General features: G+C 50.5%; 3 protein-coding genes. All 3 read right to left on the bottom strand.

From position 1 onward, the window contains the following. Positions 1-19: 19 nt before the first annotated feature. From PDUR_RS13635 to PDUR_RS27305, 3 genes are read right to left on the bottom strand one after another with little or no spacing between them, the layout of a single operon-like run. Positions 20-10111, bottom strand: a complete 10092-nt coding sequence (locus tag PDUR_RS13635; RefSeq protein ID WP_042206749.1) for an SDR family NAD(P)-dependent oxidoreductase — start codon at positions 10109-10111, stop codon at positions 20-22. Beyond that, complete coding sequence (locus tag PDUR_RS27310) at positions 10108-16251, bottom strand: SDR family NAD(P)-dependent oxidoreductase (protein WP_052410219.1); 6144 nt, start codon at positions 16249-16251, stop codon at positions 10108-10110. The genes PDUR_RS13635 and PDUR_RS27310 overlap by 4 nt, the downstream gene beginning before the upstream one ends. Further along, positions 16226-20935 (bottom strand): beta-ketoacyl synthase N-terminal-like domain-containing protein, encoded by a 4710-nt coding sequence (locus PDUR_RS27305; protein ID WP_052410218.1) that lies wholly within the window; start codon positions 20933-20935, stop codon positions 16226-16228. Before PDUR_RS27305 ends, PDUR_RS27310 begins: the two co-directional genes overlap by 26 nt. Between the last annotated feature and the right edge of the window lie 3 nt (positions 20936-20938).

Below are 20938 nucleotides of genomic sequence, written 5' to 3'. Positions count from 1 at the left end.
CAACCCCGCTCAGGCTATATTAAGGAGCTTCTTCAAGAACAATGTGGCAATTTGTTCCACTAAATCCAAAAGCGCTGACCGCTGCCATACGCCGGATACCCGGATTGGCCTGCCAGTCCGTAAGCTGTGTATTCACATAAAAAGGAGTATCACGGAAGCGAATATGCTCGTTTTCCTCTTCAAAATGAAGGGAAGGCGGGATCTGTTTATGCTTTAGCGAGAGCAGCGCTTTGATTAATCCGGCGATTCCTCCAGCCATCGTGGTATGGCCGATGTTCGACTTTACCGAGCCTATGGCGCAATATTGCTTCTTGGCGGTAAAGGAACCAAACGCCTCTGTCAAAGCCTTGATCTCGATCGGATCTCCCAGCTTGGTGGCTGTTCCATGAGCTTCCACATAACCAATATTCTCGGGGTTAATGGCATACCGATTGTAAACGTCACACTCCAGCTCAGTCTGTGACTGCGAGCTTGGCGCGGTAATCCCATTAGTTTTCCCATCCTGATTGATGCCCGAGCCTTTAATGACCCCGTAGACAGGGTCCCCGTCAAGAAGAGCCTGCTTTAGCGGCTTTAGGACGATGACCCCCGCTCCTTCGCTAATCAGCGTCCCGTCTGCGTTCTTATCGAAGGTCCGGCATTGTCCGGAAGTGGACAGAATGCCCATTTTACTGGACTGAATGATCAGGTCCGGTGTGAACATGAGTCTGACTCCGCCGGCCAGCGCCATTTGGCATTCCCCGTTTCTAATACTTTGGCAGGCTTGATGCACAGCAACCAGCGAAGAGGAGCAGGCTGTCTCGATCGCCATGCTTGGGCCCTTCAAATTCAGGAAATAGGATACTCTGCCGGCTAAAATGGACGACGACGAACCCGTAAATGCCTCTGCGGTTTTGTCGTAATCGTTAACACTGAGCTTCTGCAGATAGTCACCCTGCGTTGCTCCTACGAATACTCCGCATTTGATGTCCGACAGGCTTCTGTCCGAATAACCGGCATCTTCAAGGGCTTTCCAGCATTCCTCCAGAAATACCCTCTGCTGAGGGTCCATAAGCTCGGCCTCAACGGGTGAAATATTGAAGAACAGCGGATCGAATAGATCCGCACCATTGATGAAGCCGCCAACCTTGCAGACCGATTTGCCGGGAGCCTTGCCATCCGCATCATAATAATCATCCATATTCCAGCGGTCCTGCGGAACCTCAGAAATGCTATCCACACCGTTCTTCAGGTTGGACCAGAACTGTGTTAAATTATCGGCACCGGGAAAGCGGCCCGCCATGCCGATTACCGCCACATCATCGCTAGACTGCCGGTTATCCGCTATAGTATAGGTTCCCCTCTCACCTTCACTTTCCTCAGAAGACGGAGCGGCCTGCTCTTCCCTGCGTTCCGGCCTTCCCTCTGAATTGGGATGCCTATTTATATCACCCAGCTTGATCTTTAGCTGTCTCGGACTGCCCTCTTGAGGCACATGCTTTACTTCCGAGCGGTTGCCGCTTCTCAAATAGGAGCCTGTCAGTACAGGTGCAGACAAAGGCGGCTCAGTCAGCGCAGGATCAAGCCGTACTGGATCGGATGGTGCTGGATCTGAACCGGATGGTGCAGGTACAGGCATTGGAGCAAAGGCCGATGGAACGGTATGGCTGCGTGAGACTTCATCATGCACATGCTTTGCCAAACGCTTCAATGTAGGATAGTCATACAGTGCTACTGCATCTACATGCAGTCCATGGCTTGCATTGATCAATCTGGTGATTTCGACGCCGCTGATCGAATCCACGCCTAATTCATTAAAGGTGGAGTCGGGTTCCAACTGATCCGTATCCGTGATGTGCAGCACATTCTTAACCGCTGTCATCACGGTATCCAGCGTGTTAGATAATGTAATAGGTATGCTTTCCCCCTGCTGCGGAAGCTTTACATGCAGTTCCGGTTCTGCAGACGGTGCCGGCGAATCCTTCTTAAAAGACTGCTTGCCTTTTTGGTCCCTTACCGCCTGCGCCAGCCGCTGGATGGTAGGATAGTCGTACAAGACAACCGCGTCAAAATTTACACCCAGGCTGGAATTCACTTCCCGGATGATCTCGATACCGCTGATGGAATCCGTTCCCAGCTCTTTGAAGGTTGAATCGGTATTCCATTCTCCGACAGGAAGATGCAGAATCCGGCTGACAATCGCGGTGATGATTTCCTCCGCGTTCTCCTTAAATACAGCTTCGCTTATAGCCGGCTGATTGCTCTGCGGAGCTGCAACTGAAGGAGACAAATGAATTTTAGCAACAGGAACAGTTGAGCTTGGTACCGAAGACTGATCCTGGCTGCTGACATGATAACGTTGAATCCGCTGAACAACCTCGGGATGGTTAAACGTCAGGTCGTGCATCTCAATTTCCTTTTGGATATGCTGCGGAAGCTTCTCCAAAATAGCACCCGACAGCTCCTTCTTCAGCACCTTTAATGTGAACAGCGGCTTGTCAGCCAATGAGCGGGCGATGTTCAGCGCTTCTTGCAGTACATCCGCCCGCTTCCTGAACAGCACCGAAGCGCCTCTGTCCTTCAGCTCCGCTCCTGAATAGCTGCTTGCTGTAAACATCAACTCCGTGGCGATGTTGGGTCCGAACTTTTCCTTCAAAATAAAGGTCGCCCCCATACCCGGCGTGAAGCCATACTTTGTGAACACCGCGCTATAAATACTCTCTTCCGCCATAATGACGATGTCCGCGAATAGACCGAACAGCATGCCGCCTCCGGAGGCATGTCCCTGCATGGCGGCAATGACGGGAATTTCAGCTTCCAGCAGCCCGCGGAACATAAACGGATTATCGGTAAACTGGCTTCTTCTCTCTGAAATATCCAGCAATTGCTCCCTCGTTCCACCCATGCAGAATACATGGTCGTAACCCGTAATAACAACTGCCTTGAGGTTAGGGTTGCCTTTGATTTCATGAAATTTGGCCATCAGCCCCTGTATGATATTACTGGAGAACATATTCTTATTGGCCTTATCCCGCATGGTCACGAGTGCAATACTGCCTTCAACGATTTCCAGGCTGACCTCATCTCCGACATATCCGGCGGAAGCCCCCAAATCCAATGGAGCCCAGGCCCCCGAAGCCGCAGGCACTGAAACAGCCGCAACCGATGCGGCAGGAACCGAAACAACGTGTGAAAGCTCCTTAACGGATGATGTGGCTGCCGGTTTACTGGTGATTGTGCTGCTGGTTAAGCGGTCAGAGGCCGTGTTAAGCCAATATCTTTTGCGTTTAAAAGGATAGGTAGGCAAAGACACCCGCTTGGGAGCATCCGATGAATATAATCGCTCCCACTCGATCTCTACCCCCTCCACCCAATATTGAGCCAGCCGTAGGAGATCGCGTTTTAACAGTGCTTGTTCCACCTCATCCAGAGTATAGACTTTGTGGGGAGCGTACTCCTCCACATGCTTTTTAACTCTTCCGGTAAACAGGGTCCCCCGGGCAACGCGTCCCTGGCCGAACGCCTCCAAGGTTTCCTGTAATTGGCTGGAACCGGATACGGCAAAAGCTAAACGGTACTCCATAGCCTCTCTCCCGGCTTGCAGAGTGTAGCTTATATTCTGCAACGACAAAGAAGCCGCTTCGTAATCAGCTGCTTGGGTATCGCTATTGAACTGCAGGAGATGGTTCAGGTTGCTCCAATATAAATGATCTGCCAAATCTCCGGCGCTCCTGTGATTGAACAGATCCGCAAGTCCGATACTTACCTTCCAGCGGCTGCCCAGTTGGCCGGCCACCGTATCCCACTGTACCGGATCAAGCGAAAAGGATTCCAGGGCATCATCATTGTGAATCTCTTCCGCCTTTATCCCGGTGACCTCGGCAAGCCCTTGCTGAATGGACTTCCAGAGCGCAAGCTTTAGTGAATCCCCGCCCTCTATATTTAGCCGGGATGGCTTGGACAATAAGCGGCGCTCCACAAATGCAGCCAGCTTCAAGGCGTATGCTTGCAATCTATCCATGCTATGAGCTGAAAGTACGATTAACCTCCGCTCATCATCAGGCAAGAGCATCTCGCCGTTCTTTTCTCCATAACTGCCTTCATAATCTTCCACAAGAACATGCGCGTTCGATCCGCCCGCTCCAAAGGCGCTTAAGCCCGCCCGGCGTGGATACTCCTGCCATTTCCCGTGGTTCTCAATCACTGTTTTAGGCCAGTGCTCCAGCTTCTTTTGGACGGAGAATGGAGTTCTTTCCAAATCAATAAAAGGATTAAGTTTATCCGCATGCAGAGAAGGGACAAGCTGCTTGTGTTTGAGCTGAAGTAATAATTTAGTTAACCCGGCAATTCCGGCCGCTGACTCCAAATGCCCGATATTGGACTTCACCGAGCCGATCCGGCAATACTGCTTATCCTCCGAGTAATGTTCAAATGCCTTGGCCAGTCCGGTGATCTCTATAGGATCTCCAAGAGAAGTGCCTGTTCCATGAGCCTCAATATAGCTGATCGTCCTTGGCTCGATTTTGGCTTCCGCAACGGCTCTGGCGATCACTTTGGCTTGGGCATTCGGGTTAGGCACCGTGTAGCCGTTGGTGCGCCCGCCATGATTGATGGCGGTTGATTTGATTACACCGTAGATGTGATCGCCGTCCCGAATTGCTTGCTCCAGCGATTTGAGCAGCATAGCGCCCACGCCTTCGCCCGGGACATAACCGTCCCCGCCCTCGCCAAAGCTGCGGCACCGTCCGTCGCTGGAAGTGAATTGCCCTTCGCCGAGCACCTGATATTTCAGTGGATGCAGAGACAGATTGACGCCGCCGGCCAACGCCAGCTCGCTTTCCTTCCTGCGCAGGCTTTCACACGCCAGATGCAGCGCGGTTAGCGAGGATGAACACATGGTATCCACCGCCATGCTGGGTCCGCACCAGTTGAAATAATAAGACACCCGATTGGCAATAGAAGCGAAGGATGAATTCACGGCGGGATTTCCCAGCCCTTGTCCCTCTAGTCCAATCAACGGATAATGTCCATACATAACTCCTACGAACACACCTATTTCTTTGCTGTCAAGCTGCTGTCTGGTATAACCGGCATCTTCAACAGCATTCCACGCCGTTTCCAGAAACAGCCGTTCCTGAGGGTCCATTCCCACGGCATCCTTCGGCGAAATATTGAAGAACAACGGGTCAAATTGATCAACCCCGTCTATAAATCCGCCCCATTTGCTCATCTGCTTGCCGGAGCTTTCCGTATTCCGCAAGGATTCTGTGTGGATATCCCATCTCTCCGCCGGAATTTCAGTAATACAATCTTTACCGGACACCAGGTTGTCCCAGTACTCTTCCAGATTCTCCGCCTGCGGATAGCGTCCGCTCAGCCCAATGACAGCAAAGCCTTCAAGCTTCGCTGGACTCTCTTCATCTACCCGGTTCTCTTGACTGCCGAATTCGTGATCAAAAGTCAAATTCACCGGCTGAACCTGCTCCACCTCTGCTGCGTATGATTGATCCTCCCGCTTGGGCTGGCGATCGATAACTGGAAGTTTGGTGCTCAGCACATCCTTATGTCTGCTTACAAAATATTGCGCCAATTCCGTAATCGTCGTGTATTCAAATAACAACGTTTTGGATAATCTGCCGAATATCGTTTCCAGCTCATCATTGATTTTCATCACCACAATGGAATCAATGCCGTATTGCTCGAACTGAGCATGCTCACTTATGCGGACCGAGGACAGTTGGATCACTTTGGCGAAGACGTCTTTCAATAGCTGTTCCGCAGCGGCCTGAAGGTTCACACCAGGCTCCGCCGCCGAGGCGGCAATTTCGGCATTGCCACTTAGCGGTGCTGCCGATTTATGCGGTTCATTAACTGCAGAGATACCCAAGGATCTCATCACTTCCCGTTCATTCCCTTCTAATACCATGACGCCCGGATGTCCGAAGGTCAGGCAGGTGTGTAACGCTTGCAGCCCGTTACGTGTGGACATGGGCAGCATCCCGAGCCGTTTACGGAGACTCAGTGCAGTATACTCAGAGACAGTCATTCCTCCATCGGACCACAGCGGCCAGTTAATGGATACTGTGATTCCCGAGCGCTGGTCCCGCTTCCGTAACAACTCCCTGTAACGGGCATAGTCATCCATGAAGCGGTTGGCATAAGCATAATCACTTTGACCGGGGTTGCCTACAATGGAAGCTATGGCTGAATAAAGGACAAAGAAGTCTAGCGGTTCATCCTTAAGCGCTTGGTCCAGCAAGTAAACAGCATTAGCTTTAGGAGCGATTACACTCTCTGCTTCTTGAATGGTTTTCCTGAGAATAAAAGAATCCCTAAGCACACCTGCGCTATGAAAAACACCATGGATACGGCCGTATCTTTGTTTCAACTCCAGAATCAGAGCATTTACACTTTCACTTTCCGAGATGTCGGCCTGCATAAACGTCACTTCAGAGCCGTTATCCTTCATCTTATCGATACGTTGCTGCTGTTGAAGGTTGGGTTCCGTACGGCCGGTCAGAACAATCTTCACCTTAGATAAATGGGCCAGATGCTCCGCCGTAATCATTCCAACTCCGCCTAAACCGCCTGTGATCAGATAAACGCCATCTGTTCTGAGGGTTAAGCCTTTCTCCGGAGCAGCAGCAGGCTCACATCTTACAAGCTGCTTTACCTGCATTCGTCCCTCGGTCAAGCGAATCATTTCATTCTCTGGTCCCAAAGATGCGCTATTTGCGCCTGTCAATAAATTGAAGACGGCTTCATAGGCCCGCTCCCGCTTTTCCATGTTGTAAAGCTCAACCGTTTTCAGCTCAAACTGCGGATTCTCCAGGGTTAAAGTACGGGCAAATCCCGTAATCGCCGTCTGGTGAGGATTGCACACAGAATCATCTGATTGATAAATGTAATACAGCGTCATGGGTTGATACAGCTTTGCACCCATAAGGGCCTGACATAAATACAGCATAGGATGAAAGCTGCTTCTAATCGCACTGGACATGCCGGAAACGGAAGAATAGGAAGCCTGTTCCCGGTTGCTGATATACACTATAGCCGCAGGCAGCCTCCCGCTATGTTTCAATTCTTCTACCAGCTTGTGATAATCCAACGGATTACCGGTGTTAATTCCGAATGTATCAGCCTGCACATTATGATATTGATTAGCCGGGTTCACCAAGGTAAGCGTTGAATCCGTGACATCCGCTTCCGAAAGCGAAAGCATACTCTGCAAGTGATCAAACCATTCCCTGCCCTCCTCGAACACAATCACATTGCCGGGAGAGCACTGTTGCCGGGATCGTTCCTCAACTTCAGGCACAATCTGCCATTCTTCGCGGAAATACAGCAAGCTCGGATCAGATGAAGACTTGGCCATCCTCTTTGCCTCACGCGCCAGCAAATTGTTAACCTGTATAAGAACTTCACCCTGCTCATCAAAAATCACCATGTCGAACCGCTGGATTCGGTTTTCACCGGCGCTTCCTTTTCCTATATACCGCACATGGACATAGCAGCGTTCAGGCAAAACGCCGTAAATGATTATTTCATCTGCTGAAAATGGAATATAGCCGCTATTCGCAAAGCCATCTATTCCAATCGCACTCTGGAAAGCCCCATCCAGCAAGGCAGGATGGATAGAATATGCATTCGGCACCGCATTTCTCCGGGTATGCTTTTTCTCGTTCTCGCTGTCCTCCTGTAATTCCAGACGGGCAACCGCTTCTGTGCCGGAGGAATACAGCTCGCGGATGCTTCTGAAGCTGCCCTTGTGCTCAATGCCACTGGACCGCAGCTTCTCATAACAACGCTCCACATTCAGCGGCTTCATAGTCTTTATCAGCTCAGACCTTATGACAGCCGCCGGTTTCGTTTCTTGAAGCGAAGCGGGACGTTCCCCTGTGAATAAGTCAGCCTGAAAATGTATAACCCGCCCATTCTCGCCGTTAGAGAACGCTTGGCATCTCAGCCCGTTATCGCTCAGCGCTTCACCTGTGAACGCCAGCTCCAGCTTCACCGGCTTATGCTCCACACTAAACGGATGAAGCCAGGTTACGCCGCTCAGCCTGCTGACCGACGTATATCCCGCCCTGTCGGCAGATTGTACGGCAAGGTCGATGTAGGCTGCGCCGGGCAGCACTTGCAGACCTTCCACCAGATGATCCTTCAGAACAGGTTCTGTACCGTAAAACTCGGTAATCATGCCTTCCCCTGTAAGCTCGCTGCCCTGGCTGTCAACTGTATGAGAGAGGCGTCCGTTCTCTTCACCGGCAATCCAATAGCTCTCTTTAGCAAAGGGATATCCTGGTAATCCGGCAACTCTTCGCCGCGCTTGTCCTTCATACATGCTTATGAAGTCAGGTTTGCCGCCGCCAAGATAGAATCGTACAAAATTGTCCGGGGAAATGCTGCCCTCTTCAAGATTGTCCGCATAATTCTCCGGCTTATTTCCGGCAAGCACCTGCTCCAGTGTATGCCGCAGCTCATCTAAATTACCGGCAGTGATCAAAGCGCGGAACGAAAAATGACCGCGCCCTGCGGCAAGAGTGAAGCTGATATCAGCAATCGCATCATCCGCCGCTTTCCCATTTTGAAGCCATTGGTGAAATTCTCTCATCCGCACTTCCAGAGCATCAGCGGTTTTCGCCGAGAACGGAAACAGATATAGCAGAGAGGAAGCCCGATCCGGGGCATTGTGCCGGTCTAAGAATTCTTCAATAACCATATGACAATTGGTTCCGCTAAGACCGTAGGAACTGACTGCCGCTCTTCGCGGCTGCCCATGCTCCTGATGCCATTCTTTCAGTGCAGTATTTACATAAAACGGCGTATCCTCGAACCGGATATGCACATTGGAAGACTGATAATGAAGCGATGGAACGAGCTTGCCATATTTCATGCTCAGTAGAACTTTTATTAAACTGGCTGCACCCGCCGCCGTTAACGTATGGCCGATATTCGTTTTTACCGAACCAATGGCACAATACTGCTTCTGTGACGTAAAATGAGCGAACGACTTGCTCAAAGCGGATATTTCGATTGGATCACCTAGCTGCGTCCCTGTCCCATGAGCTTCAAGATAACCGATTGAAGCCGGATCAATATCGTAGCGCTCATAACAATCCATTTGCAGGCGGTGCTGGGAAACGGCGCTTGGAGCCGTAATTCCGTTCGTTTTTCCATCCTGGTTAACTGCTGAGCCTTTGATGATTCCATAGATATAATCACGGTCCTTAATGGCTGCCGCCAAAGGTTTGAGCAGGACAACGCCTACGCCTTCTCCGGGGACAAACCCGTCTGCGTCATGACTAAAGGCTTTGCATTTTCCTTCCGGGGACAGCATGCCTCCCTTTTCGGTCATCTCATGCATCTCGGGAGTGGATAATAAATAGATTCCACCCGCCAATGCCCATTCGCAGTCCCCATGAATAATGCTCTGACAAGCCTGATGTACCGCAACCAAAGAAGCGGAGCAAGCGGTATCGATGGGGATGCTGGGACCCTTCAAGTTTAGAAAATAGGAAATTCGCGCTGCCAGCATAGAGTTGCTATAGCCGGTAAGAACCTGGGAATCAAGCTCGCGGTCCGAGCTGAGAATGTTCAGATAATAGTCCCCTTGGGTAGCCCCGGCAAATACACCGCACTTGCTCCCCGAGAGGTCTTCCGGCGCATACCCCGCATCTTCAATGGCATGCCAGGCCGTCTGCAAAAATAATCTTTGCTGCGGGTCCATCAGCTCGGCTTCGCGGGGTGAAATATTGAAGAACAATGGATCGAATTCATCAATCCCGTCAATAAATCCCCCACGGTCACATTGCAGCGGCTTACCTGAAGCTTTGAGCTGGCTGCCGCCGGATTGATAACGCCAGCGCGTCTGCGGAATTCCGGTTACGGAATCCACGCCGTGGGTCAGATTATTCCAGAACTGGTTCAAGTCGCTGGCACCAGGGAAACTTCCGGACATGCCGATCACAGCGATATCTGTAGGTTTTGGGCTTACGGATTCTTCCTGGGCAGCCCCGCTTTCCTTCCCTTGAGGCAAGGATTGGATTAAGGAGTAGCCCTCCGCAGGACTTAATTGACCGCTTTGAATCTGTTCAAGGATTTGTTTGCGGTTCAATAGTTGTCTCTTCATGAAATATCCTCCAGAAGTTTCTCCACTTCGTCGATATTTAGTTGCCCGGCCTCCAGCTCTGTCAGCCAATTGATGGCCTTCTCCCTTTGAACTGCTTGCTCCGGCTCACTGTGAACCCGCGTGTTCATAGATAATTCCTCGTATATATACACAGCCAACTGATCAATCGTCGGATAATCATAGATCGTTACAGCGTCCAGCTCTACATGAAATAATTTGTTCAAATCCCTGACCATTTCAACTGTAATAATTGAATCCACCCCAAGCTCACGCAAGACAGATTGTGTGCTCAGGTTTGAGAGAGACAGGTGCAGAATACTCGCGACCAGCTCTGCAATGGACTGCTTGATCTCGGCAACTGAAGGTACTCCGGCAGCTTCACTCTGGCTCTGCTCAGCCGCAATCGGCAAGCTCTGATCTTCCGTGGAGAGCTTAAGCTTGTCTTTCCTTCCCCTTTTGCGGTCAATCTGCTGGCCAGCGAAAGAAATCGGACCTGCTGCCGCCATATGTTCGACAGGCAACTGCTCTTGCCGCACGCCCCCGGCTGCTTGATTGTTCAACCTCGGCGGATTAGGTAGCGCCTCCTCCGATAAATGCTTGGCCAAGTCGCGGATATTGGGATAATCGTAGATCACGATCGAATCCACATTAACCGGCAGCAGCCGGTTGATATCCCGCACCAATTCAACTCCGCTGATCGAATCGAAGCCCATCTCATGAAAGCCCAGCTCCACACTTACATCGTTGGCGGGGATATGAAGGATGGAGCTGACCATCTCTTTAAGGCTGCTTGTAATTCTTGCTTCGTCCATTTCCAAGGATACTGGCTGAGGGTTGGACGCAGGCAAAACCACTTTCTGCGGATTGGACGAGCCTAAGGTCACTTTCTGCGGAATAACAGGCTTCGTCTCTTCGGACTGCGGTACAGCAGGCATCACCTCTTCAGGCTGTACAGCAGAACCCGTTGCTTTTAGCTTGAGCTTGTTTTTAACGGGAGGTACCGTTTGGGTCTGCACAGCTTTTTCCGGTTCAGAGCTTTCTTGCACCTCTTTCAGCGTCAACTTAGGTTGAATAGATGATGCCGGAACCTGCGGCCGTTCTGAATCCGTGCGCGTGTAATACTTAATCAGGCCGCTGACATCAATTTTGGCGAACACGGTATCATGCATAGTGACTTCACTTTCCAGAATCGCCGGAAGCTGAGCCAGTATTCTGCCTGCCAACTCCTGTTTTAGAACAGTCAACGTTTGGTAAGGCTTCTTAACCAGCATTTTGGCTACTGCAACGGCTTCATTTAATACATCATGCGATTCTCTGAAGATTAGCGAAGCTCCGCGCTTTTGTAATTCTTCACCTGAGAAGGAACGGGCTGTAAACATCATTTCCATAGCAAGCGCACTACCTAGCTTCTCCTGCAAAATATACGTAGCACCTACGCCTGGAGTAAATCCATACTGCGTGAAATTTGCGCTATATACGCCCTCCGTTGCCATAATGACAATATCCGCAAATAGCCCCAGCACGAGTCCCCCGCCCACAGCATGCCCTTGCATAGCTGCAATAACCGGAACTTTACATTGCAGAAAACCTTGATAGACAAAAGACAAATCCGTACATTTACTCTCCATATTGGAGATGTTGTTCAGATTCTCTGCCGTCCCGCCCATACAGAACACTTTATCTGATCCCGTGACGATAACGGCTTTGATCTGTTCATTCCCGTTAATCTGGGCAAAAGCGGACTTTATCCCTTCGTTAATGCCTTCGCTGTACATATTCCGGTTCTCCCGGTCCCGAAGGGTTACAATGGCAAAGCCCTCTTCAGACACGGTCAACTCCACTTCATCTCTCGGCGAATAGTTTCTCATCTCATCCAATCTCTCCAAGGAATGCGGATTTGTCTTGCTTTGCTTACTTTCCATTGTCATGTCAAACCAATATCTGTCTCTGGCAAAAGGGTACGCTGGCAAAGGCACACGGAGAGGCGATAAACCTTTATACAGCCTTTCCCACTGAATGTGGAAGCCCCAGCTCCATAACCGGGCCAGCTTGTCAAGCCGCTTGTTGTCAATAAGTCCGTCTATATATTGGCGGCCTTCAGGACCTTCCATCAGGTTCATAAGTTGTGTGCGATCCTGAAGACTATTGCCGGTGTACACATTCTCATGGTTGTGTTCTCCGTTGGAGAATGCGGATAATATACGGTAAAGCTCTTCATAGCTTGAAGCCATAATAGCCAATCTTTCGTTCATTTCTTCGCGCCCGGTCTGTAAAGAATAGGCCACATCAGACAATGCTGGTATGACAGGAGATGCAGGTAACTCCGTTGGTGTATAGCTAAAAGCTTTCAGATAATCACGCAGGCTTCCTGTCAGCCTGATATCGGGAATGCTTTGGGTCAGATTATGTTTTTGTATAAGCTTGCCGGCAATTTCCGTAAAGGTATACAAGTCGATGTTATATTCCTGAATATCTCCATCGAGATTCACTTCATCCTCATGAATTCCCGCCGCAGCAGCTACAAGGGCGATGAAATCCCGTTCTGCTTCTTGCTCCACAGCTAACGCTGGCTGGTGAAGTGCAGAATTTTCCTGATTCACGCTATTGGAGAACAGCATGTGCACATGCTCCGCTACTCTAGCGGCATGTTCCTTTAGCCGCTCTTCATTCACAGCGGAGAGCACGAACAATTGCGGCTCGTTATGTTTATCCTGATTTATATTTTGCGGCCGGTTGTATTCCTCAACAATAATATGAGCATTCACTCCGCCCGCGCCGAAGGAGCTGATGCCTGCTCTTCGGGGATGAATCTCCGACCTCCCGTTCACAGAGACAACCGCCGGTTTCCAATCCGCAAGCTCTTTTTGCACATAAAAAGACGTATCGGCGAAATCAATGTTGGGATTGGGCGGATCGGCGTGCAGCGAGGGCACGAGTTTTTTATGCTTCATTTGCAAAATCACTTTAGTCAGGCTCAGTATTCCTGCCGCTGCTTCCAAATGTCCCACATTGCTTTTGACGGAGCCTATAGAACAAAATTGTCTGTCGCTTGTGTACCGCTTAAAGGCTTTCTGCAAGCCGCTTACCTCGATAGGATCACCCAGGGATGTTCCTGTTCCGTGCGTCTCGATGAAGCCCAATGTGCGGGGATGAATGTCTGCCTTGCTAAGCGCGTCCTGGATTAATGCAGCCTGCGCATTGGGATTCGGTACAGTATAACCGCTGGTATGGCCTCCGTGATTGACCGCGCTGCTCTTGATGACCGCATAAATATGATCGCCATCCTTAATCGCTGCCTGCAGCGGCTTCAGCAGAACGGCTCCTGCGCCTTCACCGGGTACGAACCCGTCCCCCTTATCGCCAAAGCTCCGGCAGCGGCCGCTTGTAGAGAGCATTGTCATCTGACACAAGTATAAGTATTTAACGGGATGAAGATACAGGTTAATGCCACCGGCAATAGCCATGCTGCATTCCCCTCGGCGGATGCTTTCACTGGCCAAATGGATGGCGGTCAGCGAGGAAGAGCAGGCCGTATCGACGGGCATACTGGGTCCGGTGAAGTTGAAGGTATACGACACTCTGTTAGCAACAGACCATGGCATGGATTGGGGAAGAACACCGCTGTTCTTCTGCCAGCTTTCCGGCGCCCACATGGAATAAGTATTGGTTGTGGCCCCGACAAAAACGCCGATGTTGTTCTCTTTTCCGCCGTCCGGCAGCTCTCCTCTGAGCCTGTTGCCATAGCCCGCATCCTCCATGGCTTCCCGCGCAACCTCCAGAAACACTCTTTCCTGAGGGTCCAGCGCTTTGGCTTCACGCGGGGAGATATGAAACAAGAGCGGATCAAACTGGTCAACCCCGTCTATAAATCCGCCCCATTTCCCGTATATTTTCCCTTCCTTCGCCTTGCCGGGGTCAGCATCATAATAATCCTGCCAGTTCCAGCGTTCTTTGGGAACCTCGGTAATGCAATCCTTTCCGGAACTCAGATTCTGCCATAATTGCTCCAGATTCTTCGCCTGCGGATACCTCCCGCTAATGCCTATAATAGCAATATCCTGCATATTCACTTGAGCTGTCTCCGCTTTCTCCGGCATACGAGCCTCAGCCGGTAATGGCTGCTGTTCCCTTCGCAGGCTGGCTTGTTCAAATTCACGGACCTGCTTCTTCTCTTCCGCTTGTCCGGTGATTTGATTCCACAGCAGCCCGGGGTAATGCTCGATCAGGTATCCGGCTAACGATTTGATCGAATTGTACTCGTAAAGGAGCGTTGCCGGCATTTTGCCAAATGTATTTTTCATCAGGTAATTAAAACGGTTAACGATAAAAGAATCCATCCCCAGCTTGGAAAAAGATGCCTCCGGACTTATGGAGTTTTCCGGTATTTTAAGCAGTCCGGCAAAAATCTCTCCCAGGATTTTCTCGGTATGCGACTGTAAAGCAGCGGCTTGTCCACTGTCTTCCTGATCTTCCTGTGCAAGAAAATAGCTCTCCGGCGTATCATTGACTGGTTGGAGAGCCTTGTGAATCTTTTGCGGATCGCCGTATCCTACGATTACCCTGGAAAGGTCTGAAACGTAAGCCTGCTCCAAAGCCTCTATCCCTAAGTTTGTCGGCATCGGCAGCAGCCCGGCGCTGGTAAACCGTGAAAAATCTCCTTCAGGAGCTTTCATTCCGCCTTCCAGCCAGACGGGCCAGTTAATGGAAAGGGTACGGCCTTTGCGCTGCCCTGCTTGGACCAGTGAGTGCCTGTTCCCGGCAAATTCATCCATGTAGCCGTTCGCATAAGCATAATCGGCCTGTCCGGCATTGCCCAGCGCAGTCACGATAGAAGAGAATAGTATAAAGAAATCCAAAGGCTCGCTCCGGGTCAAACGATCCAGGGTGATGGTGCCCTGGATTTTGGGAGCCAGCACCTCAGCGGCGTCATCCCCTGTTTTATGCCACAGATATCTGTCTTTAATGACTCCAGCGCAATGGAATACGCCTTTGATGCCATAACCGTCAGTATTGTCCTGCCCATTCAAGGCGGCATGTATTGCTGTCTGCATCTCCTGCTCGTTGGAGACATCGGCTTTTACATAAATGGCATCAGAACCTTTTTCCCGCAACCGTTCAAGCTTTATGTTCATCTTGTCATTGAACGCTGTGCGGCCAATCAGCAGCAGCTTCACCTTGGCCCGTTCCGCCAGATAACTGGCAATACGATACCCAATTCCTCCCAGTCCTCCAGTGATGATATAGATGCCCTTATCAGTTACCGGAAGAGCTGGACCATCCTGAGTTACGCGCTTCAAAGGCGTTACTACAGGAACATAGCGTATGCCTTCTTCATACAGCACTTCGATATCGCCGGCTGCCGGCGCTTGAAACTCGTTAATCAGCAGCCTGGAAATTCCGTCTCCGCCAGCTTCAGACCAATCATTCGGGTTTAAGCGAAGCGCTACCGTCTTGCATATGAGACGCGGATCTTCCTGCTGGAGCGCTCTGGCAAAGCCTGCGGCGGCCGCCAATCCGTTAATGGCATCCGGATCATCAACCTGGGCAATCCGCAGGATGGAAGCGTTATGACTTATTTTTAAATGCAAGAGAGCTTTAACCATATAAAAAAGCGGATAGAACTCCGCTTCGTGCAGCGCCGGACGGTCACTGTCTGCTATCTCTGATTGAATCGGATTGAGCACGATATTCAGACCTGAAGGAGCACCGGATACTTGCTGCTTAGTAATGCCTTTCAACAAAGTGATATAATCCTCTGCCTTCAAAGGATCAATCTCAAAATGTCCCTCGTCTATCTGACGAAAATGGGTTCCCGGTTTAACCCAAACTACTGTGACAGCAGACCATCCATTGCTGTGGATATAAGCGCGCAAATTCTCCGTTATTGCCGGATTAACATCCAGGATCAAATAGCAGCCGGCAGCAGGAAAAGGCTGGGAAGAGTTCAGAAGCCCGGACGGCTTCAGGGGGCTGTGAAAGTAACATAAGGAAGACTTATTTGCAAGCGGTGACACCCGTTGCTCATCCGACGCCTGCTTTTTAAAGAGCTCGTCGATCATTTGCAAGCTGTCATTGACACTAATCTCCCGATTTTCAACTTGGGCTAATATAGCATCAAGATTCATATTCACTTTCCCCATAATTCTCTTCCACCCTCCGCTTCACGTCATTCGCACTAATTTCGCCATTCTTCAATTGCTGCAATAGATGCTTCAGCCATGCCTGGTCGTTCGTCTGCCTGGTTTCCCCGGTTGTGGCCACGGAAGCGTAGGATTGGGACAACGTCTGAACAGCGTCACTATGCTCCTCCGGCAGCCAATAGGCTTCTCCGCCGAACGGATAGCCGGGAAGGCTGACTTTAGCAGGTTTGTTGCCGTTATATAACCTTTGCCAATCCACTCCGGCTCCGTTTACCCATTGCTGTATGACATCCTCAAGCTTCTTATCTTGCGGATTTACCGGAGATTGCCCAGTTATAAGCTTCCGTCCCGCGAAGGTGCCCGTATTCCCAGCGCTTCCCGCATACATACCATTAATCGGAGCGTCCCCATGAATGTACCCGTGTAAAGCATCCTTCAAGCCTTCCGTTGAGTCTGCCAAGAAGCCAATCCGCTCTTCCATATCCTCTCTGCCGGTCTGTAAGGTATACGCAATATTCCGCAGCGGGAGATCGGGATTCTTCAGCAAAAACTGATGCAGGCTGATGGCATAAGCTGTTAATCGCGCAGCCGTTGTGGCGGAAAGCGGACAGAAGAGCTTCTCCCCAGGCGGATGCACGGCTACATCCTCTTGCATAAGGTACTCTTGGAGTACGATATGGGCATTTACACCACCGAAGCCAAAGGAGCTTACGCCCGCGCACCGGGGCAATTCACGTTGATCTTCATCCTTCAAGCGCAACCATTCTTTATTCCGGTCCAAAATATAAAAAGGGGAATCTTGCAGTTCAATTTGCGGATTAAGCCGGTTAAAGTGCAGATTGCCCGGCAATATACCGTGCTTCATGGACAGCAATACTTTGATCACCCCGGCAATGCCGGCTCCCGATTCCAAATGGCCGATATTGGTCTTGACGGTCCCTACCGCACAGTAGGGTTGAATTGGCGCGTCAACAGCCGAACCATCACCTGCATGCCGCAGCTGCGCGAACGCTTTTTTCAAGGCATTAAGCTCGATCGGATCACCAAGACTGGTCCCGGTTCCATGCGCTTCAATGTAAGTGACTTGTGCCGGGTCAATCTTTGCTCTTTCATACGCCTGAATCAGCAGATTGCTCTGGGCCTGAGGGTTCGGAGCTGTCAGCGAGACAGCATAGCCGCCATGGTTCACCGCACTTCCTTTGACAACTCCATAGATGTGATCCCCATCCTGAATGGCCTGTTCCAGTGACTTCATGAGCAGCACGCCTGCTCCTTCGCCTCTGACGTACCCGTCAGCCCCCGCATCGAAGGCCTTGCACTTTCCGTCACTGGCAAGCATTCCTGCGTTGCCGAAGGATAAATGCCGCCTTGGCGTACAGAACAAATTAACCCCTCCTGCAAGCGCCTGCTCGCAATCACCGTTAATAATAGCCGAGGCTGCTTGGTGTATCGCCACCAACGAGCCCGAACAGGCTGTCTCTATGGCTACGCTAGGTCCATGCAAATTCAAGAGGTATGAAATCCGGTTAGGAATCATCGAGAAATAGGTCCCGGTTGAAGAATATCCATCCCACCTGGTATCCGTTCCGGAGCCGAGCAAATCATTATAATCGTTATTAAAAACAGCAATGTACACGCCTATTTGTCTGCCTGACAGCTCGGAAGCTTTATAGCCCGCATCCTCAATCGCATGCCAGGCTTCCTCAAGCGTTACCCTCTGCTGCGGGTCCATGAGCTCCGCTTCTCTTCTGGAAATATGAAAAAACTCCGCATCGAACCTTTGGATATCATCCAAAAACCCGCCCCATCTGGAGTTGGTCTTATTCTCATCTCCCTGCGGATCTCCCTCATAGGCAGTCCAATCCCAGCGGCTCTGCGGGACCGGTGTAATTAAATCATCATTATGAATCAGATGCTCCCAGAACTCTTCGGCGCTGCCTGATGCCGGGAAGCGGCAGCTCATGCCAATGATCGCTACGTCCCGGGCTGCAACAGCCGCTTTCTTTTCATATGCCTTTGGCTCGTCAGCTTGGATGGACGGCTCTGCCGCGGGTCTGTTCTTGACCAAATATTGAGCCAGTGAGGAAAGCACCGGATATTCGAACAATAGCGAACTTTTGATGTCAACATGGACAGCCTGGCTAATCTCACGGGCAAATTCACCTAACATTTCGGAATCGGCTCCATAGGCCCGGATATCCATATCTGTCCCGGCAGAAGACACTTCAATTCCGGCAATCCTGCTGAACATTTCAACCAGCCTCTGCTGCATGGCTAATACGGAGGCCAGTTGCTCAAGGGGCCGTTCTTGATCTTGCTCTTGATGATGTACCGGTTGTACTGGAGTCTTGGTCCTTGGCGCCGTGTTCGTTTCATTCCGGTGAGTCTTCTGCTCAAAAGGGTAACCTGGAAGCTGCGGGACGTTATGAAACGTATCCTGCGGATAAAGGAGCTTCCAATGGATATCAACCTTGTCCATCCATAAATCCAGCAAGAGGCGTTTGAATTCATAGACAGGCTCGTAAGCGGCTTGTTCTTTACTGCTTGAGCTGCCCCAACTGAAAACCTTCATGTCCTGGTGATCGAAGCTGCGGAATTCTTGGCGGACAGCCTGCCGTATCCATTCCTGATTAAAGCCCCCGCCCGCTGCTTCATCAGTAAACTGATGAATAATCGTCTCCGTACTGTGATCATAAAAAGGAATCCGTGGTGTTTGAAAGCTCGGCACCCTGCTTTGCGTGCTGTCACTTAGCGCTTGCAGCGCATGGTCTAAAGTAATGGCACCGCTGATTACCAGCGCTACCCATAGCCCGGAACCCATTCCTGTTACCACGTCCGGTGTGAATCCCAGCTCTAGCAATGCGGCTGCGCAGCAATAGTTGATAATAAAAGCTTGCAGCTCGCTATTCTTATCCCATGAATGCTGAAATAAGATGTTCCGTAGTCCGCGCAAAGGTCCATTCCCATTTTTCCTATGATTGATATCGCTTAAAATGGACTTGAACAGCCGGTTCTCTTCAAGCCACGATTTGAAATTACTGTAGTTCTTCCTATCCAGTTCACCAATGTTTAACATTCGCGGTCTGGAATCGGCATTCTTCTGCTGCTCATTTACAAAGGCTGCTAAAGACTTTTTCAACTCTTCTTTGCTGCTGATGACCGAACCGAAGCGATAAGAAAAATGTTCTCTCGTTGTTAACAGCATTCGGCAGCAGTCCTGAAGGGCAACGCCGGAAAAATATTCACTGTCAGCAAACGTCTTCCATGTCCCCGCCAATTCCTCCAGCGCACTCATCGACCGGCAGGATAGAGCAAAAATATGAAACTGCTCTTTCGGTTCGATATTCTTCTTCAATGCAGATGACATCGGAATATATTCCTCCAATAATACATAGGAGTTAACCCCTCCCATGCTGTATGAATTAATACCTGCACGCAAATGTGAATATCCCGGTTCCGGTCTCCATTCCTTCATGGAAGCCGCAAATTCAAAAGGACTTCTCTCTATATCAATGGTCTGGTTCGGATAGTTAAATTGGGGCAAGGCGGGCAATTGCTTATGTTTCATCATTAGCATGATTTTGATAATGCCCGCGATACCCGAAGCAGCCTCAGTATGTCCGATAATTGGTTTTAAGGAGCCGATCCGGCAAAAGCGGACCTTATCCGTATTTTTTCTGTAAAAGTTGGTTAGTGAAGCTATTTCTGTTGTATCTCCGGCATAGGTGCCGGTGCCATGTGCTTCGACGTAATTGACGGACTCCGGCGGAAAACCGGACAGCTGGTGCGCCTTTAACATCGCCTCCTGCTGCGCTCCGGCGCTTGGCACCAGAATAGAGCGTGTGGTTCCCCCGTGAGTTACTGCCGAGCCTTTTATCACTCCATAGATCGTATTTCTATCCTGTATGGCCGCATCTAAACGGCGCAACAGGAGTACGCCCACTCCATCCGCAGGAACATAACCGTTGGCATTTTCCTGAAAGGATCTGCATTCTCCATTGGGGCTAAGCAAGCCCATTTTGGAAAAAGATACGTACTTGTTCGGGTCCAGATTCAAATTAGCTGCGCTGACGAAAGCATAATCGCATTCTCTTTTTTGCAAAGAAGAAGCCGCCAAATGCAGCGCGGTCAACGAGGAAGAGCAAGCGGCATTAACCGGCAAGCTCATTCCCTTCAAGTTATAAAAATATGAAATGCGGTTGGCCAGGAAGCTCTCATAGTTACCCGTAGTTCTATATCTGTCATCTCCTGCAGCAAAAGGTGACTGTGCGGGGAAATCCGTTGCCATCGCCCCTGTATAAACCGATGTAACCGCGCTTTGCAGCTCCGCCAGCGAAACCCCGGCATCCTCTATGCAATGCCAGGTTTCCTGAAGCAAAAGACGCTGCTGCGGGTCCATCGCGGCTGCTTCCCTTGGCGACATGTGAAAAAAAAGATGATCGAAGTCGTAGATATCCTCAATCATCCCGCCCCATTTGCTGATGCTTTTTCCCGTCTGCTTTTTGTCAGGATGATAGTACTGGTCATAGGACCAGCGATCCGCGGGGATTTCACGAATATAACGTTCACCCGTTGTTAAATTGTCCCATAGCTGTCCATAATTCTTCGCTCCTGGGAAGCGGGCTGCCATACCGATGATTGCGATCCCAGGTTCTTTTTCCCGACTATTGTTGATAAAAACCATCGT

The organism is Paenibacillus durus, assembly GCF_000756615.1.
GTDB classification, from domain to species: domain Bacteria; phylum Bacillota; class Bacilli; order Paenibacillales; family Paenibacillaceae; genus Paenibacillus_AQ; species Paenibacillus_AQ durus.
The sequence above is the reverse complement of the archived record's forward strand: the minus strand, read 5'-3'. Positions and strand labels throughout refer to the sequence as shown.

Coding starts and splice junctions, on each gene's coding strand:
- PDUR_RS13635 (WP_042206749.1), bottom strand. CDS start 10,111: ATGAAGAGACAACTATTGAACCGCAAACAAATCCTTGAACAGATTCAA.
- PDUR_RS27310 (WP_052410219.1), bottom strand. CDS start 16,251: ATGGGGAAAGTGAATATGAATCTTGATGCTATATTAGCCCAAGTTGAA.
- PDUR_RS27305 (WP_052410218.1), bottom strand. CDS start 20,935: ATGGTTTTTATCAACAATAGTCGGGAAAAAGAACCTGGGATCGCAATC.